The sequence below is a fragment of the Enterobacter sp. CFEC122 genome, from assembly GCF_052983755.1.
The window spans coordinates 17,859-42,999 of the sequence record NZ_JBRIQR010000039.1 but is presented as its reverse complement, the minus strand read 5'-3'; the positions used below and the strand labels follow the sequence as shown (position 1 = coordinate 42,999).

Annotated in this window: 20 protein-coding genes and 1 riboswitch; of the genes, 12 read left to right on the top strand and 8 right to left on the bottom strand. The window is 56.4% G+C overall.

Annotated features, from left to right (window positions below; genetic code table 11):
• The first annotated feature begins 376 nt into the window (after positions 1 to 376).
• Positions 377 to 1,966: a bifunctional phosphoribosylaminoimidazolecarboxamide formyltransferase/IMP cyclohydrolase gene (purH, locus tag ACVCAM_RS21360; protein WP_023326473.1), complete on the top strand. Its 1,590-nt coding sequence runs from the start codon at positions 377 to 379 to the stop codon at positions 1,964 to 1,966.
• Between the two features lie 15 nt (positions 1,967 to 1,981).
• Positions 1,982 to 3,274 (top strand): phosphoribosylamine--glycine ligase, encoded by a 1,293-nt coding sequence (purD, locus tag ACVCAM_RS21355; RefSeq protein WP_032675762.1) that lies wholly within the window; start codon positions 1,982 to 1,984, stop codon positions 3,272 to 3,274.
• Positions 3,275 to 3,364: 90 nt separating this feature from the next.
• On the opposite strand, the gene ACVCAM_RS21350 is transcribed toward purD, so the two are convergent.
• The 6 genes from ACVCAM_RS21350 to nudC form a co-directional block, all read right to left on the bottom strand.
• A complete protein-coding gene (locus tag ACVCAM_RS21350) occupies positions 3,365 to 4,057 on the bottom strand; it encodes a DUF1481 domain-containing protein (protein ID WP_008503469.1) in 693 nt (230 codons plus the stop codon).
• An 11-nt stretch (positions 4,058 to 4,068) separates the two neighbouring features.
• The gene (gene hupA, locus ACVCAM_RS21345) at positions 4,069 to 4,341 is read right to left on the bottom strand and encodes a nucleoid-associated protein HU-alpha (RefSeq protein WP_002445246.1); all 273 of its coding nucleotides are present in this window, start codon (positions 4,339 to 4,341) and stop codon (positions 4,069 to 4,071) included.
• Between the two features lie 186 nt (positions 4,342 to 4,527).
• A complete protein-coding gene (locus tag ACVCAM_RS21340; RefSeq protein WP_008503468.1) occupies positions 4,528 to 5,118 on the bottom strand; it encodes a YjaG family protein in 591 nt (196 codons plus the stop codon).
• A 41-nt stretch (positions 5,119 to 5,159) separates the two neighbouring features.
• On the bottom strand, positions 5,160 to 5,831 hold the full coding sequence (gene nfi, locus ACVCAM_RS21335; RefSeq protein WP_021242964.1) for a deoxyribonuclease V: 672 nt from the start codon (positions 5,829 to 5,831) through the stop codon (positions 5,160 to 5,162).
• 9 nt (positions 5,832 to 5,840) lie between these two features.
• Positions 5,841 to 6,905 (bottom strand): uroporphyrinogen decarboxylase, encoded by a 1,065-nt coding sequence (gene hemE, locus ACVCAM_RS21330; protein WP_008503466.1) that lies wholly within the window; start codon positions 6,903 to 6,905, stop codon positions 5,841 to 5,843.
• A gap of 38 nt (positions 6,906 to 6,943) precedes the next feature.
• Complete coding sequence (gene nudC / locus ACVCAM_RS21325) at positions 6,944 to 7,717, bottom strand: NAD(+) diphosphatase (RefSeq protein ID WP_023294851.1); 774 nt, start codon at positions 7,715 to 7,717, stop codon at positions 6,944 to 6,946.
• A 95-nt stretch (positions 7,718 to 7,812) separates the two neighbouring features.
• Here nudC and ACVCAM_RS21320 point away from each other — a divergent pair, with 95 nt between their 5' ends.
• From ACVCAM_RS21320 to ACVCAM_RS21275, 10 genes are all read left to right on the top strand, one after another.
• A complete protein-coding gene (locus ACVCAM_RS21320; RefSeq protein ID WP_008503464.1) occupies positions 7,813 to 8,298 on the top strand; it encodes an Rsd/AlgQ family anti-sigma factor in 486 nt (161 codons plus the stop codon).
• Between the two features lie 54 nt (positions 8,299 to 8,352).
• Positions 8,353 to 8,461, top strand: a riboswitch (TPP riboswitch).
• A gap of 79 nt (positions 8,462 to 8,540) precedes the next feature.
• Entirely contained in the window at positions 8,541 to 10,436 is a 1,896-nt protein-coding gene (gene thiC / locus ACVCAM_RS21315; protein ID WP_407222956.1) for a phosphomethylpyrimidine synthase ThiC, read from the top strand.
• Positions 10,436 to 11,071, top strand: coding sequence for a thiamine phosphate synthase (gene thiE, locus ACVCAM_RS21310; RefSeq protein ID WP_032675759.1), 636 nt, complete (start codon positions 10,436 to 10,438; stop codon positions 11,069 to 11,071). The genes thiC and thiE overlap by 1 nt, the downstream gene beginning before the upstream one ends.
• Complete coding sequence (locus tag ACVCAM_RS21305) at positions 11,064 to 11,819, top strand: HesA/MoeB/ThiF family protein (protein ID WP_008503461.1); 756 nt, start codon at positions 11,064 to 11,066, stop codon at positions 11,817 to 11,819. The genes thiE and ACVCAM_RS21305 overlap by 8 nt, the downstream gene beginning before the upstream one ends.
• Complete coding sequence (gene thiS, locus ACVCAM_RS21300) at positions 11,803 to 12,003, top strand: sulfur carrier protein ThiS (RefSeq protein ID WP_021242959.1); 201 nt, start codon at positions 11,803 to 11,805, stop codon at positions 12,001 to 12,003. Before ACVCAM_RS21305 ends, thiS begins: the two co-directional genes overlap by 17 nt.
• Before the next feature lies 1 nt (position 12,004).
• On the top strand, positions 12,005 to 12,775 hold the full coding sequence (thiG, locus tag ACVCAM_RS21295) for a thiazole synthase (RefSeq protein WP_021242958.1): 771 nt from the start codon (positions 12,005 to 12,007) through the stop codon (positions 12,773 to 12,775).
• Positions 12,772 to 13,899, top strand: coding sequence for a 2-iminoacetate synthase ThiH (gene thiH / locus ACVCAM_RS21290; RefSeq protein ID WP_059364633.1), 1,128 nt, complete (start codon positions 12,772 to 12,774; stop codon positions 13,897 to 13,899). Before thiG ends, thiH begins: the two co-directional genes overlap by 4 nt.
• Positions 13,900 to 14,235: 336 nt before the next feature.
• Positions 14,236 to 15,777: a sensor domain-containing diguanylate cyclase gene (locus ACVCAM_RS21285; protein WP_407222955.1), complete on the top strand. Its 1,542-nt coding sequence runs from the start codon at positions 14,236 to 14,238 to the stop codon at positions 15,775 to 15,777.
• A 180-nt stretch (positions 15,778 to 15,957) separates the two neighbouring features.
• On the top strand, positions 15,958 to 16,266 hold the full coding sequence (locus ACVCAM_RS21280) for a PTS sugar transporter subunit IIB (RefSeq protein ID WP_008503456.1): 309 nt from the start codon (positions 15,958 to 15,960) through the stop codon (positions 16,264 to 16,266).
• Positions 16,266 to 16,583 carry a PTS lactose/cellobiose transporter subunit IIA gene (locus tag ACVCAM_RS21275; RefSeq protein ID WP_008503455.1) on the top strand — a complete coding sequence of 106 codons (318 nt, stop codon included), beginning with the start codon at positions 16,266 to 16,268 and terminating at the stop codon, positions 16,581 to 16,583. Before ACVCAM_RS21280 ends, ACVCAM_RS21275 begins: the two co-directional genes overlap by 1 nt.
• Positions 16,584 to 16,640: 57 nt before the next feature.
• On the opposite strand, the gene rpoC is transcribed toward ACVCAM_RS21275, so the two are convergent.
• A complete protein-coding gene (gene rpoC, locus ACVCAM_RS21270) occupies positions 16,641 to 20,864 on the bottom strand; it encodes a DNA-directed RNA polymerase subunit beta' (protein ID WP_008503454.1) in 4,224 nt (1,407 codons plus the stop codon).
• A 76-nt stretch (positions 20,865 to 20,940) separates the two neighbouring features.
• Positions 20,941 to 24,969 (bottom strand): DNA-directed RNA polymerase subunit beta, encoded by a 4,029-nt coding sequence (gene rpoB, locus ACVCAM_RS21265; protein ID WP_008503453.1) that lies wholly within the window; start codon positions 24,967 to 24,969, stop codon positions 20,941 to 20,943.
• Positions 24,970 to 25,141 lie beyond the last annotated feature (172 nt).

The window sequence follows — 25,141 nt, the reverse complement described above, 5'->3', positions numbered from 1 at the left end:
ATACGCTTTCCTCTTTCAGAGTCAACCCGTTATTTCAGGATTTTTTCTCTTCAACCGAACCGCTTGTTGTGTGAAGTGATTCACATCCGCCGTGTCGATGGAGGCGCATTATAGGGAGTTCTCCGCAGGCCGCAACCGCTAAATGACAGAAAAATGACTGACTGCTGAATTCCACAGCAAAACCCCGCCTTATACCTTTTTACGCACAGACTTATCCACAATGATACGAAAAAGTGAAAATGTGCGAGCGTTGCGCAAACGTTTTCGTTAAAATGCTCGCGCTTTACTAGGATGCCTCGTCAGGTGTGTTAGATGAGTTTTTCACAGGAAAATTCATCTAACGCTCTCTGTAATCGTGAAATCCAGGGGATTTACCATGCAACAACGTCGTCCAGTCCGCCGCGCTCTGCTCAGTGTTTCTGATAAAGCCGGTATCGTCGAATTCGCTCAGGCACTTTCTGCACGCGGTGTAGAGCTGCTTTCCACAGGTGGAACCGCTCGCCTGTTAGCAGATAAAGGTCTGCCGGTAACCGAAGTGTCCGATTACACCGGTTTCCCGGAAATGATGGATGGACGCGTCAAAACCCTGCACCCGAAAGTCCACGGCGGTATTCTTGGCCGTCGCGGTCAGGACGACGCCATTATGGAACAGCACGACATCGCGCCGATCGACATGGTTGTCGTTAACCTCTACCCGTTCGCCCAGACCGTGGCGCGCGAAGGCTGCTCTCTGGAAGATGCCGTAGAGAATATTGATATCGGCGGCCCGACCATGGTGCGCTCCGCGGCCAAGAACCATAAAGATGTCGCCATCGTGGTAAAGAGCAGCGATTACACCGCCATTATTAATGAAATGGACGCCAACGATGGGTCGCTGACCCTGGAAACGCGTTTCGACCTCGCCATCAAAGCCTTCGAGCACACCGCCGCGTACGACAGCATGATCGCCAACTACTTCGGTAGCCTGGTGCCGGCTTACCACGGTGAAAGCAAAGATCCTTCAGGCCGCTTCCCGCGCACCCTGAACCTGAACTTCATTAAGAAGCAGGATATGCGCTACGGCGAGAACAGCCACCAGCAGGCGGCCTTCTATATAGAAGAAGAGGTAAAAGAAGCTTCTGTCGCTACCGCACAGCAGGTTCAGGGCAAAGCGCTCTCCTATAACAACATTGCTGACACCGACGCCGCGCTGGAATGCGTGAAAGAATTCAGCGAGCCGGCCTGCGTTATTGTGAAGCACGCGAACCCATGTGGCGTGGCGGTAAGCACGTCGATTCTTGAAGCTTACGATCGCGCATACAAAACTGACCCGACCTCCGCGTTCGGCGGCATTATCGCCTTCAACCGCGAGCTGGATGCCGAAACCGCTCAGGCCATCATCTCCCGCCAGTTTGTTGAAGTGATCATCGCGCCATCGGCCTCCGAAGAAGCGCTGAAAATCACCGCGGCAAAACAGAACGTGCGTGTACTGGTTTGTGGTCAGTGGGCGGAACGCGTGCCGGGCCTGGACTTCAAGCGCGTGAACGGCGGCCTGCTGGTTCAGGACCGCGATCTGGGGATGGTGACAGAAGCCGACCTGCGCGTGGTGACCAAACGTCAGCCGACCGAACAGGAGCTGCGTGACGCGCTGTTCTGCTGGAAGGTGGCGAAGTTCGTGAAATCCAACGCCATCGTCTATGCCAAAGAGAACATGACTATCGGGATAGGCGCAGGCCAGATGAGCCGCGTTTACTCGGCGAAAATCGCGGGTATTAAAGCAGGCGATGAAGGCCTGGAAGTCAAAGGCTCCGCCATGGCCTCTGACGCCTTCTTCCCGTTCCGTGACGGTATCGACGCCGCAGCCGCTGTCGGCATCACCTGCGTGATCCAGCCAGGCGGCTCAATCCGCGACGACGAAGTGATTGCTGCTGCCGACGAACACGGCATTGCGATGATCTTCACCGACATGCGTCACTTCCGCCATTAATTCCCGGAGCAGAAAATGAAAGTATTAGTGATTGGTAACGGCGGACGCGAGCACGCGCTGGCGTGGAAAGCGGCCCAGTCTCCGCTGGTTAAAACGGTCTTCGTGGCACCGGGCAACGCCGGTACCGCGCTGGAGCCCGCGCTGCAGAACGTGGCTATCGGCGTGACCGACATTCCGGCGCTGTTGAGCTTTGCTCAGCAGGAGAAAATCGACCTGACCATCGTCGGTCCGGAAGCGCCGCTGGTGATAGGTGTCGTGGATGCGTTCCGCGCAGCGGGCCTGAAAATCTTTGGCCCAACGGAAGGCGCCGCGCAGCTGGAAGGCTCCAAGGCCTTCACCAAAGATTTCCTCGCGCGTCATAACATCCCGACGGCGGAATATCAGAATTTCACTGAAGTGGAGCCTGCTCTGGCCTGGTTACGTGAGAAGGGCGCGCCGATTGTTATCAAGGCCGACGGTCTGGCCGCGGGTAAAGGCGTGATCGTCGCGATGACGCTCGAAGAAGCCGAAGCCGCGGTTCAGGATATGCTGGCAGGTAACGCCTTTGGCGATGCGGGCCACCGCATCGTGATTGAAGAGTTCCTCGACGGTGAAGAGGCGAGCTTTATCGTCATGGTCGACGGCGAGCACGTTCTGCCGATGGCCACCAGCCAGGATCACAAGCGTGTGGGCAATGGCGACATGGGGCCTAATACCGGCGGGATGGGCGCTTACTCCCCTGCGCCGGTCGTGACTGACGACGTCCACCAGCGCACCATGGATCGCATCATCTGGCCTACCGTGAAGGGAATGGCGGCAGAAGGCAATACCTACACCGGTTTCCTTTATGCAGGCTTGATGATCGACAAGCAGGGTAACCCTAAGGTCATCGAATTCAACTGCCGCTTTGGCGATCCAGAAACCCAGCCCATCATGCTGCGCATGAAATCCGATCTGGTGGAGCTGTGCCTGGCTGCCTGCGATGGCAAGCTGGACGAGAAAACCTCCGAGTGGGACGAGCGTGCGTCTCTCGGCGTGGTGATTGCTGCGGGCGGTTATCCGGGCAACTACAGCACCGGTGATGAGATCCACGGTCTGCCGCTGGAAGAGATTGACGGTGCGAAAGTGTTCCACGCCGGTACGAAGCTGGCTGAGGACGATCGCGTTCTGACCAACGGCGGACGCGTGCTGTGTGCGACCGCGCTGGGCCATACCGTGGCAGAAGCACAGAAGCGCGCCTATGCGCTGATGGCGGATATTCACTGGAACGGTAGCTTTAGCCGTCAGGATATCGGCTATCGCGCGATTGCGCGTGAGCAGGGTGAGTAATTCCTCCTCGCCCTCACCCTCTCCCACAGGGAGAGGGAATCGTTCGTAGGCCGGATAAGCGTTAGCGCCATCCGGCTTAATCCACAGAACTCAAAAACTCTTCTCTGTCGGCTGCCAGGTGCAGAAATCTTCGTTCGCCACCAATAGCAATTGAGAGCCTTCCGGCGCTTCCAGCCACGCCACGCTCACGTCCATTGATGAATGACGCTGACGGCGTTGAATGTGTTCGGTTGCCCAGGATTCAAGCTCAGGCTTCACCGTTTGCCCTTCGCAGGTCGTCACCGTCCCGTCGTTATGCCAGCGCCCCTGGCGCAGCACGACGCGTCCCAGACGAAGCGCATCGCTGGTCTGGCGGATTTGTTCGGCACGGTAACGGTAGAGGGCGATTTGGTCGCTGGAAAGCTGCTGTTTTTGACCGCTGACTTCACGCTGCATAAAGCTCAGCTCGCCATGGTCGTCAAAACGCACTTTCACGTGTTCGGGGGTCTTGCTGTAGACGTTCAGCTCAATCAGCGAGAGGTCATCTCCCTGCCAGCGATATTCTGCCGTCGACGTATTGCCGCTATGCCACGGGCTGAAGGCAGACAACAGATGAACTTCATTGCCGGAATCTTTACGCCAGATCCTGACCGCGCCCTGGTTGTCAGCGTAGCCGCTGGCGGTAAACGGCGGCAGGGTGGTGTCGTGACTACAGGCTGACAGCAGCAGCACGCCTGCCAGCGCGAGCGTTCCGCGCCAGAAAGACAAAAGGGGCGTTGCCGCCCCTTCGCTAAAACTGTTCACTGCCACGCGTCTTACTTAACAGCGTCTTTCAGTGCTTTACCAGAAACAAATGCCGGCACGTTAGCTGCGGCGATTTTGATTTCTTTACCGGTCTGCGGGTTGCGGCCAGTACGCTCAGCGCGGTGGTTCACTTTGAAGGTACCGAAACCAACCAGTTGTACAGCATCGCCTTCTTTCAGAGACTCAGTAATAGCAGCCAGGGTAGATTCCAGAGCAGCTTTAGCCTGCACTTTAGACAGATCAGCCTTGTCCGCAATTACATCAATCAGTTGAGTCTTGTTCATAAGTTATCCTTTCAATGTGTTTATCGCTTGCTAAGCATCGAGTGCGACGAAAATGCCAAAAAAGCACTCTCCTGCATACACGCACCGATAGCCACTTTTTTTCGCCCCCCAAATGTAGACCAGACAAGGGTCGAAAGGGAAGAGTCGAGGAGCGACAAAACGGGCGTTATCTCAAGTTTTCTTATCTCATTGGTTAAAAATTATACCAATATTACTCTCACCGGCCTCACGTAAGTCCGCGCGCAGCCCTTTGATCAGCTCAATGTCGCGTTCTTCACACTCTGCCAGCAGGCGGAAAATCTCCCACTGGATATCCCATTCTTGCTCAACGGCCGGGTTTGCGCGCAGCTCTTCGTCGGTCATCTCGCGACCTTCCTGGGTCATTTCCAGCATCGCCACGGTGGTGATAGAGGCCTTACTGACTTCGATAGCGTGCTCCAGCGTCTCACCGCTCAGGCGGGAGTGGAGCAATTCGCTTAACGCCACACAGGCATCAATTGCCGGGTAGACGCCGTACAGGTCAAAATCATCCGCCACCGGGATCGCCTCTTCCAGCTTTTCGAGCTGAGAGTCGAAATTCACCTTCGCGTCTTTCACCGTCAGCGTTTCCCAGATCAGATCCAGAATGCGGCGGTAGATATGGCCATCACCAAAGCCGGTCTGCTTGCAGAACGCGGCATAGTTGGGATACATGCGCTCGCACAGGCAAGCCATGAAGGTGACGTGCTGCCAGCTTTCCAGCTTTTCAAGGCGCAGGTGAATCGGGTTTTGTAGCATGATGATCTCTCGAATCGAAAATTAGGCGCAGTTTACCTGAATCATCGCTGAATTTCCTGCCAACGAACAAAAGCCGGACGCGAAGAGGCCACCGCGTCAGCCCAGCGCGTTGGCTCCGGTAAGCGGTAGCCCTTCATGCAGCGCTGTACCCACGCCAGGGCGCTGTCCATACTCACCCGATGGCCGGTGGCGATGAACAGCGGATTACAGCGTGCCTTGCTGCGCCAGACCCACGCCAGCTGCTCGCCTTTATGGATAAGCGGTGCCAGCGCACCCGGCTCGGCGGAGAGTGGCTCAAACGCGCCGCACAGGCGTTTCTTGGCGACACCGATGGTCGGCACATCCACCAGCAGCCCAAAGTGGCTGGCAACGCCTAAACGGCGCGGGTGTGAGATACCGTGCCCATCGACAAAAAGCAGGTCAGGTTTTTGCGAAAGCTGCTCCCACGCAGCCAGCAGCGCGGGATATTCGCGGAAGGAGAGAAAGCCCGGAATGTACGGCATGGTGGTGGCAATACGCGCGACCTTGTACTCCACCAGTTCGAGCGAAGGGTATTTCAGGACCACCATCGCCGCTCGCGTCACGTCCCCACCCTGCTCAAACCCGACGTCGGCTCCGCCAATGTACTGCGGAGGATCCTTATCCAGACGATCCTCGCGGATCACCGATGAGGCCAGTTCGATTTGTTGAGCGCGTAGCGACGCGAGATCCATAACGACTCCTTACTTGTGATACTGGGCAGAAAGCCGATGCACCGCCTCCACAAATACGCCTGCGTGCTCTGGCGGCACATCCTGATGAATACCGTGGCCGAGGTTAAAGACGTGGCCTTCCCCCTGGCCGAAACCAGACAGTATAGTCGACACTTCTTCTTCAATACGGGCAGGCGGCGCATAGAGCATGGACGGGTCCATATTGCCCTGAAGCGCCACTTTGTCGCCCACGCGGCGGCGGGCATCAGCGATATCGGTGGTCCAGTCGAGACCCAGTGCGTCGCAGCCGGTTGCCGCCATGGCTTCCAGCCACTGACCGCCACCTTTGGTGAACAGCGTCACCGGCACGCGGCGGCCTTCGTTTTCGCGCAGCAGGCCGTCAACGATTTTATGCATGTAATACAGGGAGAACTGTTGATAATCACGCCCGGTCAGCACGCCGCCCCAGGTATCGAAAATCATCACCGACTGCGCACCGGCTTTAATCTGCGCGTTGAGGTAGAGCGTGACGCTCTTCGCGAGCTTGTCGAGCAGCGCATGCAGAGCCAGCGGCTCGGCGTACATCATCTTTTTAATCAGGGTGAAGGCTTTGCTGCTGCCCCCTTCCACCATATAGGTCGCCAGCGTCCACGGGCTGCCGGAGAAGCCAATCAGCGGCACTTCACCTTTCAGCTCGCGGCGAATGGTGCGCACGGCGTTCATCACGTAGCCCAGCTCGCCTTCCGGATCGGGGATCGGCAGCTTGTCCACGTCCGCTTTGCTTCTGATCGGAGAGGTAAAACGCGGGCCTTCACCGGTTTCGAAGTACAGGCCAAGGCCCATCGCATCCGGAATGGTCAGAATATCCGAGAAGAGGATCGCCGCATCCAGCGGGAAGCGGCGCAGCGGCTGGAGCGTCACTTCACAGGCCAGCTCGGCGTTTTTGCACAGCGACATAAAATCGCCCGCCTGCGCGCGCGTGGCTTTGTACTCTGGCAGATAGCGTCCCGCCTGGCGCATCATCCACACCGGGGTGACATCAACGGGCTGGCGCAGCAGCGCACGCAGATAACGATCGTTCTTCAGTTCGGTCATTTTTGCAGTTCCTTAAGCGTCATGGCCTCAGTGTAACACTACTCATACTCGGCCCGACACATCGCTACGGTATCTTCTATCAGCCGGCGCGCCACGGTACCCGGTGGGGGGAGCAGCGGTAGATCGTCATAGCGATACCAGTTCGCATCCAGCAGCTCTTTCTGATCGATAACGATCTCGCCGCTGTCATAGTCGGCCATAAAGGCCGTCATCAGCGACTGCGGGAACGGCCACGGCTGGGAGGTGACGTAGCGCAGGTTCTTCACTTTGATTCCGCTCTCTTCCATCACCTCGCGCGCCACTGCCTGCTCCAGCGTTTCGCCCACTTCGACGAACCCGGCCAGCACGGTATGAATGCCGTTGCGATGGCGGGTATGCTGTGCAAGCAAAATAGAGTCATCCCGACGGATAGCGACGATAATGCACGGCGCAATTTGTGGGTAATAACGTTCGCGGCAGTGGCTGCAGAGCATCGCCCACTCGGTTTTACTCGGGTGCATGGTATGGCCGCAATAGCCGCAGTATTTGTGCGAACGGTAAAACTCCGCCAGCTGCACGCCCCGCCCCGCCAGCTGGAACAGGCCTACGTCCAGATCCAACACCTGGCGAACGGATCCCATATCCAGACGACGCGATTGTTGGATCAACCACACGGGTTCACCCTGCCACTCGCCGATCTTCAGCGCAGGCTGGCCCACGAGATCGAACGTTTCCGCCGCACCATAGGGCAGCTCTCCACCGGGCAACCATAATTTTTGTTCGTGACTGACGATCCACCAACCCAGATCTGATTTTTCAATAATACGATCCATATCTATTGCACTACCTTCGCTTCACTGACATGTTGTTAGCACTGTGGTTACATTCTGGATGAGCAGATTCAATCCTACACTTTGCGGAGTCGACCATGTTAAACCAGCTAGAAAGCCTGACTGAGCGCGTTAGAGGAAGTAACAAACTGGTGGATCGCTGGCTACATGTGCGCAAGCATCTACTCGTGGCTTATTACAATCTGGTCGGTCTTAAGCCTGGCAAAGAATCGTTTATGCGGCTGAATGAAAAAGCGCTGGATGATTTTTGTCAGAGCCTGGTCGACTACCTGTCCGACGGCCATTTCAATATTTATGAACGCATTATCCGCGAAATGGAAGGGACAACGCCGTATTTAGCGGCCAGCAAACTTTGTCCGCTGCTGGAAGCCAACACCCAGCAGATCATGGATTACTACGATTCCACGCTTGAGAACGCCATCGATCACGATAACTATCTTGAGTTCCAGCAGGCGCTTTCCGACCTTGGCGAAGCGCTGGAAGAGCGATTCACGCTGGAAGATAAGCTGATTAGCCTCGTCCTGGACGCCAGCCCCGAAGATAACATCGCGCGCCCGGCTTGAGTTCTTAATCGTTAACGAGTAATTTACAACCATTCGCCCCTCTCACGAGGGGGATTTTTCTTGTCGGAGTGCCCAGAGCGAAAGCCGGGCTGAGACCGTTAATTCGGGATCCGCGGAACCTGATCAGGCTAATACCTGCGAAGGGAACAAGAGTCACACTGCTGTTGTATCGCCCCCCGGGCGATCCTCTCTTGCTTCATCCGTCGTCTGACAAGCCATGTCCTTCACTTTTGGAATGAGCTATGTCTACTGCAAAACTGACCCGCCGCGAACAGCGTGCACAGGCCCAACACTTCATCGACACCCTGGAAGGCACCGCTTTCCCGAACTCGAAACGCATCTACATTTCCGGCTCGCAGGCCGATATCCGCGTCCCGATGCGCGAAATCCAGCTCAGCCCGACGCTTATCGGCGGCAGCAAAGAGAATCCGCAGTATGAAGACAACGAAGCCGTGCCGGTGTATGACACCTCCGGCCCGTACGGCGATCCTGATGTGGCTATTAACGTCCAGCAGGGTCTGGCAAAGCTGCGCCAGCCGTGGATAGAGGCGCGTAACGACTGCGAAGAACTGAGCGTACGCAGTTCTGCATACACCAAAGAACGCCTGGCCGACGACGGTCTGGACGCGCTGCGCTTTACCGGCCTGCTGACGCCAAAACGCGCCAGAGCGGGCAAATGCGTGACGCAGCTGCACTACGCCCGCCAGGGGATCGTCACGCCGGAGATGGAGTTCATCGCCATCCGCGAGAACATGGGCCGCGAGCGTATCCGCAGCGAAGTGCTGCGCTACCAGCACCCGGGCGAAGGCTTTGGCGCACGCCTGCCGGCGAACATCACGCCGGAGTTTGTGCGTGACGAAGTGGCCGCAGGCCGCGCGATCATCCCCGCCAACATTAACCACCCGGAATCCGAGCCGATGATTATCGGCCGCAACTTCCTGGTGAAGGTCAACGCTAACATCGGTAATTCGGCCGTCACCTCCTCCATCGAAGAAGAGGTTGAAAAGCTTGTCTGGTCAACGCGCTGGGGCGCGGACACGGTAATGGATCTCTCCACCGGCCGCTATATTCACGAAACCCGCGAATGGATCCTGCGTAACAGCCCGGTTCCGATTGGCACCGTCCCGATTTATCAGGCGCTGGAGAAGGTCAACGGCATTGCCGAAAACCTCACCTGGGAAGCGTTCCGCGACACGCTGCTGGAGCAGGCGGAACAGGGCGTGGACTACTTCACCATTCACGCGGGCGTGCTGCTGCGCTACGTGCCGATGACCGCGAAGCGTCTGACCGGCATCGTCTCGCGCGGCGGTTCGATCATGGCGAAGTGGTGCCTCTCCCATCACCAGGAGAACTTCCTCTACGAACACTTCCGCGAGATCTGCGAAATCTGCGCCGCTTACGATGTCTCTCTGTCGCTGGGCGACGGCCTGCGCCCGGGCTCCATCCGCGACGCCAACGACGAAGCGCAGTTTGCCGAGCTGCACACGCTGGGCGAACTGACCAAAATCGCCTGGGAGTATGACGTGCAGGTGATGATTGAAGGCCCGGGCCACGTGCCGATGCAGATGATCCGCCGCAACATGACCGAAGAGCTGGAGCACTGCCACGAAGCGCCGTTCTACACGCTGGGGCCGCTGACCACCGACATCGCGCCGGGCTATGACCACTTCACGTCAGGCATTGGGGCGGCGATGATCGGCTGGTTCGGCTGCGCCATGCTCTGCTACGTGACGCCGAAAGAGCACCTCGGCCTGCCTAACAAAGAGGACGTGAAACAGGGGCTGATCACCTACAAGATTGCCGCCCACGCGGCGGATCTGGCGAAAGGCCATCCGGGCGCGCAAATCCGTGATAACGCCATGTCGAAGGCGCGCTTTGAATTCCGCTGGGAAGACCAGTTCAACCTGGCGCTGGATCCGTTCACCGCCCGCGCCTACCACGACGAAACCCTGCCGCAGGAATCGGGCAAAGTCGCGCACTTCTGCTCCATGTGTGGGCCGAAGTTCTGCTCGATGAAAATCAGCCAGGAGGTGCGCGACTACGCCGCCACGCAAACCATTGAAGTGGGTATGGCGGACATGTCCGAAGCCTTCCGCGCCAAAGGCGGCGAAATCTACCTCAAAAAAGAGGAGGCGTAATGTACCAGCCCGATTTCCCACCCGTTCCCTACCGTTTAGGGCTCTATCCGGTGGTGGACAGCGTGGCGTGGATAGCGCGCCTGCTGGAGGCAGGCGTTCGCACCCTCCAGCTGCGCATCAAGGATAAACGCGATGAGGAGGTGGAAGCCGATGTGGTTGCCGCCATTGCGCTGGGGCGTAGGTATAACGCCCGCCTGTTTATCAATGACTACTGGCGGCTGGCCGTTAAGCACCGGGCGTACGGCGTGCATCTGGGTCAGGAGGACCTGGAAACAACGGATCTGAGCGCAATCCGTGACGCCGGGTTGCGTCTTGGTGTGTCAACACACGATGACATGGAGATCGACGTGGCCCTGGCGGCCCGTCCCTCTTACATCGCGCTCGGTCACGTCTTCCCGACGCAAACCAAGCAGATGCCCTCCGCTCCGCAGGGTCTGACGCAACTGGCGGGTCACGTTAAACGCCTTGCCGACTACCCCACCGTCGCCATCGGCGGAATCAGCCTGGAACGCGCCCCGGCGGTGCTGGAGACCGGCGCGGGCAGCATCGCCGTCGTCAGCGCCATCACCCAGGCCGCAGACTGGCAGGCCGCCACCGAACAGCTGTTACAGCTGGCAGGAGCAGGCGATGAATGATCGCGACTTTATGCGCTACAGCCGCCAGATTCTGCTGGAAGATATCGCCATCGACGGGCAGCAAAAACTGCTCGCCAGCCGGGTGCTGATTGTTGGCCTGGGGGGATTAGGCGCACCCGCCGCGCTCTATCTGGCAGGCGCGGGTATCGGCACGCTGGTGCTGGCCGACGACGACGAGGTCCACCTCAGCAACCTGCAGCGACAAATCCTCTTTACCACCGAGGATATCAACCAGCCGAAAGCGCAGATCACCCGGCAGCGGCTGCATCAGCTTAACCCGGATATCGAACTGATTGCCCTACAGGAGCGGCTTGGCGGTGAAAGCCTGCACCGTGAAGTCGCCCTTGCCGACGTGGTGCTGGACTGTACCGACAACATGGCGACGCGCCAGGCGATCAACGCCGCCTGCGTGGCAAATCATACGCCGCTTATCACCGCCAGCGCGGTGGGGTTCGGCGGGCAAATGATGGTTCTGACGCCACCGTGGACGCAGGGCTGCTATCGCTGCCTGTGGCCGGACGATGCCGAGCCGACGCGCAACTGCCGTACGGCGGGCATTCTGGGTCCGGTGGTCGGCGTGATGGGCACGATGCAGGCGCTGGAGGCCATCAAGCTGCTCAGCGGCATGGAGACGGAACGCAATACGCTGCGGCTGTTTGATGCCCGCTCCAGCGGCTGGCGTCATCTGGCGCTGCATCGCGCCAGCCACTGCCCGGTGTGCGGAGGCCGCGATGCGCATTCTGTTTAACGATGAGCCGATGAGCTGCGACGACGGGCTTACCGTTGCCGCACTGCTCGACAAGCTGCGTCAGCTCAAGCCGGGAACGGCGCTGGCGCTCAATCAACAGATCCTGCCGCGCGAGCAGTGGGAACATCAGCAGGTCAATGAAGGCGACCAGATCCTGCTGTTTCAGGTTATCGCAGGGGGCTGAGATGTTACGTATTGCCGATAAAGTCTTTGATTCGCATCTGTTTACCGGAACCGGAAAATTCGCCTCGCCGCAGCTGATGGTGGAGGCCATTCGCGAAAGCGGCAGCCAGCTGGTGACGCTGGCGCTTAAGCGCGTGGATCTGCGCCATCACAGCGATGCCATTCTGGCTCCGTTGCTGGAAGCGGGCGTCACGCTGTTGCCCAACACCTCCGGCGCCAAAACGGCAGAAGAGGCGATTTTTGCCGCACAGCTGGCACGGGAGGCGCTCGGCACCCGCTGGTTGAAGCTGGAAATCCATCCGGATGCCCGCTGGCTGCTGCCCGATCCGATTGAAACGCTGAAAGCGGCTGAAAAGCTGGTGCAGCAAGGGTTTACCGTCCTGCCTTACTGCGGGGCCGACCCTGTCCTGTGCAAACGGCTGGAAGAGGTCGGCTGCGCTGCCGTCATGCCGCTGGGGGCCCCCATTGGCTCCAACCAGGGGCTGGAGACCCGCGCGATGCTGGAAATCATTATTGAACAGGCCACCGTACCGGTGGTGGTGGATGCGGGCATTGGCGTGCCCAGCCATGCCGCGCAGGCGCTGGAGATGGGCGCCGACGCGGTGCTGGTGAATACGGCTATCGCGGTTGCCGACGATCCGGTCATGATGGCGCGTGCATTCCGCCTGGCCGTGGAGGCCGGCCTGCTGGCAAGGGGATCCGGCCCCGGCTCGCGCAGTTTCCAGGCGCAGGCCACCAGCCCGCTGACCGGTTTTCTGGAGGCGATCTCATGAGCACGTTTACCGAGCGCTGGCGCCAGCTTAACTGGGACGACATTGCCCTGCGTATCAACAGCAAAACGGCGGCTGACGTGGAGCGCGCGCTGCAGGCCCGTCATCTGACCCGCGAGGATCTGATGGCCCTGCTCTCCCCGGCGGCCAGCGCCTACCTCGAACCGATGGCCCAGCGAGCGCAGCGGCTTACCCGCCAGCGGTTTGGCAACACGGTGAGCTTCTACGTGCCGCTCTATCTCTCCAACCTGTGCGCCAATGACTGCACCTACTGCGGTTTCTCCATGAGCAACCGCATCAAGCGTAAAACGCTCGATGAGGCTGAGATTGCCCGTGAGTGTGCGGCCATCCGTGAAATGGGTTTTGAACATCTTTTGCTGGTCACGGGCGAACATCAGGGGAAAGTGGGAATGGACTATTTCCGTCGGCACCTTCCCGCCATTCGTCGTCAGTTTGCGTCGTTGCAAATGGAAGTGCAGCCTCTGTCGCAGGAGGAGTACGCGGAGCTCAAAACGCTCGGGCTGGACGGGGTCATGGTCTATCAGGAAACCTATCACGAGGCGACGTACGCCCGACACCACCTGAAAGGCAAGAAACAGGATTTCTTCTTCCGCCTGGAAACGCCGGACAGGCTGGGTCGCGCCGGTATCGACAAAATCGGTCTGGGTGCGCTGATCGGGCTTTCCGACAGCTGGCGGGTGGATTGTTACATGGTGGCGGAACATCTGCTGTGGTTGCAGCAGCACTACTGGCAGAGCCGATACTCCATCTCCTTCCCGCGCCTGCGTCCCTGCGCGGGAGGAATTGAACCGGCTTCGCTGATGGATGAACGCCAGCTGGTGCAGACCATTTGCGCGTTTCGCCTGCTCGCTCCGGAAGTGGAATTATCGCTCTCAACGCGCGAGTCTCCGGCATTTCGCGATCGCGTCATCCCGCTTGCGATTAACAACGTCAGCGCGTTTTCCAAAACGCAGCCTGGCGGCTACGCCGACGACCATCCGGAACTGGAACAATTTGCACCCCATGACGGACGACGCCCGGAAGCGGTCGCCGCCGCCCTGACGGCGCAGGGTCTTCAGCCTGTCTGGAAAGACTGGGACAGCTGGCTGGGAAGAGCCTCGCAGTGACGTTGAAACGCACTGCAACACGTTAAAAAATTGTCGAGCCGCGACGAAAAGGCAAAACCGGAAGATTGTCGGCGATCGTCCGGTTTTTTATTGTCACACGGTCAGCAACGGATGCTGACCAGGGCGAAAAGCTTCTTCCTCGTTTCGCCCTGCCTCTGGTTCATTGCTCAAACGGCTCATGCCATTTTAATAAGTATTTTCTTAATGGTTCTTAAGATAAATCATCCTGTCAAAAATCGCGTGCCGTATAATTCACCGCTAACCGCAGGGCAGCGACTATGCTGAGAGGATATCGGCAGACGAAAAGTATTCACCATCAGGAACGATGTACAGCTCATGGCACTTCACAGCAAAAAGCTCTCTTTTACCCGGCCCATTATGCTCAGCTTTGCGGGGATCCTCTGCAGTTTTGCGGTGATCGCGATCGCGGTGACGCTTTCGCAACGAAAGGATTTTCTTGAGGATTATCATAAGATCAATAGCAACTTCACGCACAACCTGGCGGTGAACTACACCGAATCCATCCTGCGTGAAAACGACTATATTCTGGGCCGTTCCGCGATGTACTTTGCGCGCGACGACAGGCTAAACGAGACGCTAAACCTTAACCCGACGCAGGGGCTGCAGATGGTCATGCATTTGCAGAACCTGATGCCGACCGTCTCCTCCATTTCGCTTGCCGATACGCAGGGGCATTATCTGCGCGCGCCGGAGGTGCTCCCCACGGAGAAGAGTAAAACCTTCGATCCCCGAACGCGGCCGTGGTTTGTCGCTCAGGCGGAAGCCAGCATCTTCAGCCACTATCCCCGTCCCTACATGGACTACTTTACCGGCCATCCGACGGTAACCCTTTATAAGCCGTTGATCTCGCCGGAAGGCAGACTGAAGGGAACGATCGCCTTTCATCTCGATTTGACGTCGATGGGCTATACCTTGCGCCAGATGGTGGCGCCCGTTCAGGGGGAATTCTTCGTCGTCGAACGCGACGGTGCTGTGGTGCTGCATCCGGATACCGGCGCGCTCTTCAAGCAGTATGTGAGCGAAGCGCTGATGGACAAAATGACCAGCGGCGAAGGCCATCTTTACGACAAGAAAAGCAACGCCTGGTATTACTACTACTCGTTTACCAACCCGGACTGGTTTGTCATCTACCGGGTATCCGGTGCGACGCTCACCGATATCACCCGCCACGAAACGACGATCGTTGGCTGGGGGTTTGCGCTGGCGGCCATCATCATCATCCTTTTCGGCTTATACCTCCGCCACGCCTCGCGTAGCGTGCTGATGCACATTATCAATGCCATCAAAACTGGCGACGTTAACGAGGCACCGCGCCTGGAAGCGATGTTGAGCCACACGATTCAGTCCAATAAAGAGCGCGAAATGGCGTATGTGCGCCAGGCCACCCACGATGCGCTGACGGGCTGTAAAAACCGCCGCGCGTTCGACAGCGATATCGCAGAGCTGCTGAATGCCCAGCAGCCCTTCGCGATGGCGCTGGTGGATATTGATAACTTTAAGTCAATTAACGACACGCTGGGTCACCTGACCGGTGATATCGTTCTGCGCAACGTGGCTCGTGAAGGGATCCAGATTATGCAGCCACATCACGTCTCGGTTTACCGTTATGGCGGAGAAGAGTTCGCCGTAATCTTCCAGGCGGAGCAGATGTCTTCCGCGCTCTCATTACTGGAAGCGTGGCGTACCGCCGTTGAAAAACGCGTCTGGCGGGAAGAAAACCTGCGGGTTACGTTCAGCGGCGGTCTTGGAGAGTGGCATTTTGAACCGCTGGAACAATTTGTCGGAAGCGTTGATAACGCTCTCTACAGCGCCAAACAGCAGGGAAAAAATCGAATCGTTCGCACATCCATCAGCTAATCCTCTCGCTTTCACCCTGCCCGTTTCGACGGGCCGGGTGCCCGCCAATGTAAAATTGTAACCGGTTTCAGAAAAACGCCTGTTTCTTTGTGATGCCTGACACACAATCGCGGTAAAGCGGTTGTTGAAGCGGTCTGCACGGGATAATTATCAATAAACACATGTAGATCGAGGCTGATTATGAAGAACATCGTTTTATGCTGTGCAGCGGGAATGTCAACCAGCATGCTGGTTCAACGTATGAAAGACGCCGCGCAGAAAAAAGGGGTTGAAGTCACCATTAAAGCCGTTCCGGTTGCGGAGTTTAAAGACAACATCGCAACGGCCGACATCGTATTGCTGGGGCCACAGGTTAAATACGAGCAGGCTAAATTACAGGCGCAGGCCGACCCGCTGGGCAAAAAGGTCGCGGTGATCGACATGATGGATTACGGCATGATGAAAGGTGATGCCGTACTGGATAAAGCGCTCAAACTTCTGGAGTCATAATGGAAGACTTAGAAACCACGATTATGGAACTGCTTGTTAACGCAGGCGCGGCGCGCAGTGCGGCCCTGACGGCATTGCAGATGGCGCGTAAAGGTGAGTTTGACGAAGCCGAAAAAGCGATGGAAGAGTCGCGGGAATATGTGAAGCATGCGCACACCATACAGACGCAGCTTATCGGTCTTGATGAAGGGACCGGGAAGCTTCCGGTTAACCTGATCACCGTCCACTCGCAGGATCACCTGATGAACGCCATGGTCATACAGGACCTGGCGGGCGATATGATTGAGCTGTATCGACGGATCCCATTAGTAAACTGAAATTTTGCAGATATAAAAAAACCCGCCGAAGCGGGTTTTTTATTAGCGACTCAACGATTACTCGTTGTCGGAGCCACCCAGACCTGCGTTCAGCAGTTCTGCCAGGCTCGCGGATGCATCTTCAGCAGTAACCTGCGGTGCAGCTGGCAGTTCGCCTGCAGCACGACGACGCATACGATCCTGATGGTACGCATAACCGGTACCAGCCGGGATCAGACGACCCACGATAACGTTCTCTTTCAGACCGCGCAGTTCATCACGTTTACCTGCAACAGCGGCTTCGGTCAGGACACGAGTCGTTTCCTGGAACGATGCTGCAGAGATGAAGGACTCGGTTGCCAGAGACGCTTTGGTGATACCCAGCAGATCGCGCGAGAAGGTCGCACCGATTTTGCCGTTCGCTTCCAGTTCGCGGTTAGCGATCTTGACGCGTGAGTATTCCACCTGCTCGCCTTCGAGGAACTCGGAGCTGCCCGCGTTTTCGATGGTTGCTTTACGCAGCATCTGACGAACGATAACTTCGATGTGTTTATCGTTAATCTTAACGCCCTGCAGGCGGTATACGTCCTGTACTTCGTTAACGATGTAACGAGTAACAGCATGCACACCACGCAGACGCAGGATGTCGTGCGGCGCTTCTGGACCGTCGGAAACCACGTCACCACGTTCTACGCGTTCACCTTCGAACACGTTGAGCTGACGCCACTTAGGAATCATCTCTTCGTACGGTTCGCTGCCATCTACTGGAGTGATAACCAGACGGCGCTTACCTTTGGTCTCTTTACCGAAGGAGATGATACCGCTGATTTCAGCCAGGATTGCCGGCTCTTTCGGACGACGTGCTTCGAACAGGTCCGCAACGCGTGGCAGACCACCGGTGATGTCCTTGGTACCGCCGGATTCCTGAGGAATACGCGCCAGGGTGTCACCAGAGCTGATCTGTACGCCATCTTCCAGCTGTACAATCGCTTTACCCGGCAGGAAGTACTGCGCAGGCATATCGGTACCTGGGATCAGAACGTCATTACCCTGAGCATCAACGATTTTCAGTGCAGGACGCAGATCTTTACCGCCGGTAGTACGTTCAGCAGAATCCAGAACCACCAGAGAAGACAGACCGGTCAGCTCGTCAGTCTGACGAGTAATGGTCTGGCCGTCGATCATGTCAGTGAAGCGGATGAAACCACTTACTTCGGTGATAACCGGCATGGTGTGTGGATCCCAGTTTGCAACGGTTTCACCGCCGGCAACCTGCTCGCCATCACCTTTCGCCATAACCGCACCGTAAGGCACTTTATAGCTCTCTTTGGTACGACCGAATTCGTCGATCAGCTTCAGCTCGGTGTTACGTGAAGTGATAACCAGTTTACCGCTGGAGTTCACAACCGATTTCGCGTTGCTGAGCTTGATGCTACCTTTGTTTTTCACCTGGATGCTGGATTCAGCAGCCGCACGAGATGCCGCACCACCGATGTGGAACGTACGCATCGTCAGCTGTGTACCCGGCTCACCGATGGACTGTGCCGCGATAACGCCGATGGCTTCACCTTTGTTGATGATGTGGCCACGCGCCAGGTCACGACCGTAGCAGTGCGCACATACACCAAAGTCGGTGTCACAGGATACAACGGAACGCACCTTCACGGAGTCAACAGAGTTCGCTTCCAGCAGGTCACACCACTGTTCGTGCAGCAGGGTGTTGCGTGGAACCAGAATGTCTGCGGTGCCCGGCTTCAGGATGTCTTCCGCGGTCACACGACCCAGTACGCGATCGCGCAGTGGCTCTTTAACATCACCACCCTCGATAACCGGGGTCATGGTGATACCTTCGAGGGTGCCACAATCGTCTTCGGTCACAACCAGATCCTGCGCAACGTCTACCAGACGACGCGTCAGATAACCGGAGTTCGCGGTTTTCAGTGCGGTATCCGCCAGACCTTTACGCGCACCGTGCGTGGAGATGAAGTACTGGAGTACGTTCAGACCTTCACGGAAGTTCGCGGTGATTGGCGTTTCGATGATGGAGCCATCTGGCTTCGCCATCAGACCACGCATACCTGCCAGCTGACGAATCTGTGCTGCAGAACCACGCGCACCGGAGTCGGCCATCATGTAGATGCTGTTGAAGGAAACCTGCTGCTCTTCTACGCCGTCACGGTTAATCACGGTTTCGGTCTGCAGGTTGTCCATCATCGCTTTGGATACACGATCGTTCGCCGCTGCCCAGATATCGATAACTTTGTTATAGCGTTCGCCCGCGGTAACCAGACCAGACTGGAACTGCTCCTGGATCTCAGCAACTTCAGCTTCCGCTTCAGAGATGATCTCGTGTTTCTTCTCTGGGATGACCATGTCATCGATACCAACAGATGCACCTGAACGCGCTGCATAAGCAAAGCCGGTGTACATAGTCTGGTCAGCGAAGATAACGGTCGGCTTCAGGCCCAGAATGCGGTAACAGGTGTTCAGCATTTTGGAGATCGCTTTCTTGCCCAGCGCCTGGTTGACGATGGAGAAAGGCAGACCTTTCGGAACGATCATCCACAGAATGGCACGGCCAACGGTCGTGTCTTTCAGGCTGGTTTTCGCAACGAATTCGCCGTTTGCATCTTTTTCGTATTCGGTGATACGCACTTTAACGCGCGCATGCAGAGAGGCCAGGCCAGCGCGATAAATACGCTCAGCTTCTTTCGGGCCAGTCAGCACCATGCCTTCGCCTTTGGCGTTAACACAGTCACGGGTCATGTAGTACAGACCCAGTACAACGTCCTGAGAAGGAACAATGATTGGCTCACCGTTCGCTGGAGACAGGATGTTGTTGGTAGACATCATCAGCGCACGCGCTTCGAGCTGGGCTTCCAGCGTCAGCGGTACGTGAACAGCCATCTGGTCACCATCGAAGTCGGCGTTATAGGCCGCACAAACCAGCGGGTGCAGCTGGATCGCTTTACCTTCGATCAGGACTGGCTCAAATGCCTGGATACCCAGACGGTGCAGGGTTGGTGCACGGTTCAGCAGTACCGGGTGTTCGCGGATAACTTCGTCCAGGATATCCCAAACGACAGCTTCTTCACGCTCAACCATTTTCTTAGCGGCTTTGATGGTGGTGGCCAGGCCACGCAGTTCCAGCTTGCCGTAGATGAACGGTTTGAACAGCTCCAGTGCCATTTTCTTCGGCAGACCGCACTGATGCAGACGCAGGTATGGACCTACGGTGATTACAGAACGACCGGAGTAGTCAACACGCTTACCGAGCAGGTTCTGACGGAAACGACCCTGTTTACCTTTGATCATGTCGGCCAAAGATTTCAGAGGACGTTTGTTAGAACCGGTGATCGCACGACCGCGACGACCGTTATCCAGCAGGGCATCTACCGCTTCCTGCAGCATACGTTTTTCGTTGCGTACGATGATGTCCGGCGCAGCCAGATCCAGCAGACGTTTCAGACGGTTGTTACGGTTGATCACGCGACGATACAGATCGTTCAGATCGGACGTTGCGAAACGACCACCATCCAGCGGAACCAGTGGACGCAGATCTGGCGGCAGAACCGGCAGAACGGTCAGGATCATCCACTCTGGCTTGTTACCAGACTGAACGAACGCTTCCAGCAGTTTGATACGCTTGGTCAGCTTTTTACGCTTGGTTTCGGAGTTGGTTTCGTTCAGCTCTTCACGCAGCTGCTCGCACTCTTGCTCCAGATCCATGCTCTTCAGCAGAGCCTGAATAGCTTCCGCACCCATCTTCGCGTCGAATTCGTCACCGAACTCTTCCAGCGCGTCCAGATACTGCTCTTCAGTCAGGATCTGATGACGTTCCAGGTTCGTCATCCCGCCTTCGATAACCACATAAGATTCGAAGTACAGAACACGTTCGATATCACGCAGCGGCATATCCAGCAGCAGACCGATACGGGACGGCAGTGATTTCAGGAACCAGATGTGAGCAGTCGGAGACGCCAGCTCGATGTGGCCCATGCGCTCACGGCGCACTTTGGTCTGGGTCACTTCAACGCCGCACTTCTCACAGATCACACCGCGGTGTTTCAGGCGCTTGTACTTACCGCACAGGCACTCGTAATCTTTTACTGGCCCGAAAATACGCGCACAGAAAAGGCCGTCACGCTCAGGCTTGAACGTACGGTAGTTGATGGTTTCCGGCTTTTTAACTTCACCGAAAGACCATGAACGGATCATGTCTGGCGAAGCCAGAGCAATTTTGATCGCATCAAACTCTTCGGTTTTAGTCTGCGCTTTCAGAAACTTTAATAAATCTTTCACGGATTTGCTCCCGTCGGAGTTAGCACAATCCGGTGCCAGGGGTTAACCCGGCACCAGTGACCTGTTTGAGCGAGAATTACTCGTCTTCCAGTTCGATGTTGATACCCAGCGAACGAATCTCTTTCAACAGTACGTTGAAGGATTCTGGCATGCCTGGTTCCATCTGATGGTTGCCGTCCACGATGTTTTTATACATCTTAGTACGACCGTTCACGTCATCAGACTTAACGGTGAGCATTTCCTGCAGGGTGTATGCCGCGCCGTATGCTTCCAGCGCCCACACTTCCATCTCCCCGAAGCGCTGACCACCGAACTGTGCCTTACCACCCAGCGGCTGCTGAGTAACCAGGCTGTAAGAACCGGTAGAACGAGCGTGCATCTTGTCGTCGACCAGGTGGTTCAGTTTCAGCATGTACATGTAACCTACGGTTACCGGACGTTCGAACTGTTCACCGGTACGGCCGTCAAACAGCGTAATCTGACCAGACGTTGGCAGACCACCCAGTTGCAGCAGCTCTTTAATTTCAGCTTCTTTTGCACCGTCGAATACCGGCGTTGCAATTGGCATACCTTTGCGCAGGTTCTCTGCCAGACGCAGCACTTCTTCATCGCTGAAGGTGTTCAGGTCGACTTTCTGACGCACGTCGGTACCCAGATCGTAGGCACGCTGGATGAATTCGCGCAGTTTCGCGACTTCCTGCTGCTGTTTCAGCATGGCGTTAATCTTGTCGCCGATGCCTTTCGCAGCCATACCCAGGTGAGTTTCCAGGATCTGACCAATGTTCATACGAGACGGTACGCCCAGTGGGTTCAGTACGATATCTACCGGCGTACCGTTAGCATCGTGCGGCATATCTTCGATCGGGTTGATCTTAGAGATAACACCCTTGTTACCGTGACGACCTGCCATCTTATCACCAGGCTGGATCTGACGTTTAACAGCCAGATAGACCTTAACAATCTTCAGCACGCCTGGTGCCAGATCGTCGCCCTGAGTGATTTTGCGGCGTTTCGCTTCGAGTTTTTTCTCGAACTCGTGTTTCAGTTCGTCATACTGCTCAGCCAGCTGTTCCAGCTGATTTTGTTTCTCTTCGTCGGTCAGGCCCAGTTCCAGCCAGCGATCGCGTGGCAGTTTGTCGAGCTTCTCAGCTTCAACGCCACCGGCAACCAGCACCGCATAGATACGGCTGAACAGACCCGCTTCGAGGATCTGCAGTTCTTCAGACAGGTCTTTCTTAGCCTGTTTGAGCTGCATCTCTTCGATTTCCAGCGCACGCTTATCTTTCTCAACGCCATCACGAGTGAAGACCTGAACGTCGATAACCGTACCGGAAACACCGTTTGGTACGCGCAGAGAAGAGTCTTTAACGTCAGACGCTTTCTCACCGAAGATGGCACGCAGCAGTTTCTCTTCTGGCGTCAGCTGGGTTTCACCTTTCGGCGTAACCTTACCCACCAGAATGTCGCCGCCGGTCACTTCCGCACCGATGTAAACAATACCGGATTCATCCAGTTTGGAGAGCGCAGCTTCACCCACGTTAGGGATGTCAGCAGTGATCTCTTCTGGCCCCAGCTTGGTGTCACGGGACACGCACGCCAGTTCCTGAATGTGGATGGTGGTGAAACGATCTTCCTGAACCACACGCTCGGAGACGAGGATGGAGTCTTCGAAGTTGTAACCGTTCCACGGCATGAACGCTACGCGCATGTTTTGACCGAGCGCCAGTTCACCGAGGTCGGTGGACGGACCGTCTGCCAGCACGTCGCCGCGCTCAACTGGCTCACCCAGAGATACGCAAGGCATCTGGTTGATACAGGTGTTCTGGTTAGAACGGGTGTATTTGGTCAGGTTATAAATGTCGATACCTGCTTCGCCCGGGTACATCTCGTCTTCGTTAACTTTGATAACGATACGGGAGGCATCCACGTACTGAACAGTACCGCCACGCTTAGCAACTGCAGTAACACCGGAGTCAACGGCAACAGCACGTTCCATACCGGTACCAACCAGCGGCTTATCAGCACGCAGAGTTGGAACGGCCTGACGTTGCATGTTCGCACCCATCAATGCACGGTTGGCGTCATCGTGTTCCAGGAACGGGATCAGGGACGCACCGACGGATACCACCTGCTGGGTGGATACGTCCATGTAGTCAACCTGGTCGCGGCTGAACAAGCTGGATTCGCCTTTGCTACGGCAGGTAACCAGATCTTCTACAAAGTGGCCTTCGTCATCCAGGTTGGAGTTCGCCTGAGCGATAACGTAGTTGCCTTCTTCGATAGCAGACAGGTAATGAATTTCGTCGGTAACAACACCGTCGGTCACTTTACGGTACGGGGTCTCGAGGAAACCGTATTCGTTTGTCTGTGCATACACGGACAGGGAGTTGATCAGACCGATGTTTGGACCTTCAGGCGTTTCGATTGGACATACGCGACCGTAGTGCGTCGGGTGTACGTCTCGAACTTCGAAGCCTGCACGCTCACGGGTCAGACCGCCAGGGCCGAGTGCAGAGATACGACGCTTGTGCGTAATCTCAGACAGCGGGTTGTTCTGGTCCATGAACTGAGACAGCTGGCTGGAACCGAAGAACTCTTTCACTGCTGCAGAAATCGGCTTGGCGTTGATCATATCCTGAGGCATCAGGGTATCCAGATCGCCCAGAGACAGACGCTCTTTCACCGCACGCTCTACACGTACCAGGCCAACGCGGAACTGGTTTTCCGCCATTTCGCCTACGGAACGGATACGACGGTTGCCGAGGTGGTCGATGTCGTCCACTTCGCCTTTGCCGTTACGGATATCGATGAGCTTCTTCATCACTTCGATGATGTCGTCTTTGCTCAGGATACCGGAACCTTCGATTTCGTCGCGCAGCAGAGAACGGTTGAACTTCATACGACCAACCGCGGACAGATCGTAGCGGTCTTCGGAGAAGAACAGGTTCTCGAACAGGCTTTCAGCCGCTTCGCGAGTTGGTGGCTCACCAGGACGCATCATGCGGTAGATTTCAACCAGCGCGCTCAGACGATCGTTGGTTGGGTCGACGCGTACAGTCTCAGAGATGTACGGACCGTGGTCCAGATCGTTGGTGAACAGCGTTTCGATACGTTTGTGGCCAGCCTGACTCAGCTTAGCCAGCAGATCCAGGCTCAGCTCCATGTTAGCCGGGCAGATCAGCTCGCCAGTTGATTCATCAACGTAATCTTTCGCGGCTACTTTTCCTGCAATGTATTCAACCGGAACTTCGATGTGTTTGATATCATCTTTTTCCAGCTGGCGGATGTGGCGCGCGGTGATACGGCGACCTTTTTCCACATACACTTTGCCGTCGGCTTCGATGTCGAACGACGCGGTCTCACCACGCAGACGTTCCGGCACCAGCTCCATCTGCAGCTTGTTGTCGCGGATTTCAAAGATCACTTTCTCAAAGAACAGGTCCAGGATCTGCTCAGTGGTATAGTTCAGTGCACGCAGAATGATGGTTGCAGGCAGTTTACGACGACGGTCGATACGGACAAACAGGTTGTCTTTTGGATCGAACTCGAAGTCCAGCCAGGAACCACGGTAAGGAATGATGCGTGCGTTATACAGTACTTTACCGGAAGAGTGCGTTTTACCTTTATCGCTGTCGAAGAAGACGCCCGGGCTACGATGCAGCTGGGAAACGATAACACGCTCAGTACCGTTAATAACGAAAGTACCGTTGTCCGTCATGAGTGGAATTTCACCCATGTAGACTTCTTGTTCTTTAATGTCTTTTACGGTGCCTTCCGGCGCTTCGCGCTCGTAGATCACCAGACGCAGTTTCACGCGCAGCGGTGCGGAATAGGTCACGCCACGGATCTGACATTCCTGAACGTCAAACACCGGTTCGCCAAGGCGGTAGCTGACGTACTGCAGCTCGGAGTTACCGCTGTAGCTCTGAATCGGGAACACGGAGCGGAAGGCTGCTTCCAGACCGTACTGCCCTTCAGGATCTTGCTCGATAAACTTCTGGAACGAGTCAAGCTGGATAGAAAGGAGATATGGAATGTCCAGAACTTGTGGACGTTTACCAAAATCCTTACGAATACGTTTTTTCTCGGTATAGGAGTAAACCATAGGGTTCCTCAGCTCGCTGACAAGTCGACCCATCTGTCCGACGAAGGGACAGTTTGTGCAACACCATTTTGTGGACCGGAAAATTGAATACTTTCCGCAATACCTGTTGCTATCACGCTTAAACCATTTCATTGCGATTTACACAGAGCGAGCACCCTGTCGCAGTATATTA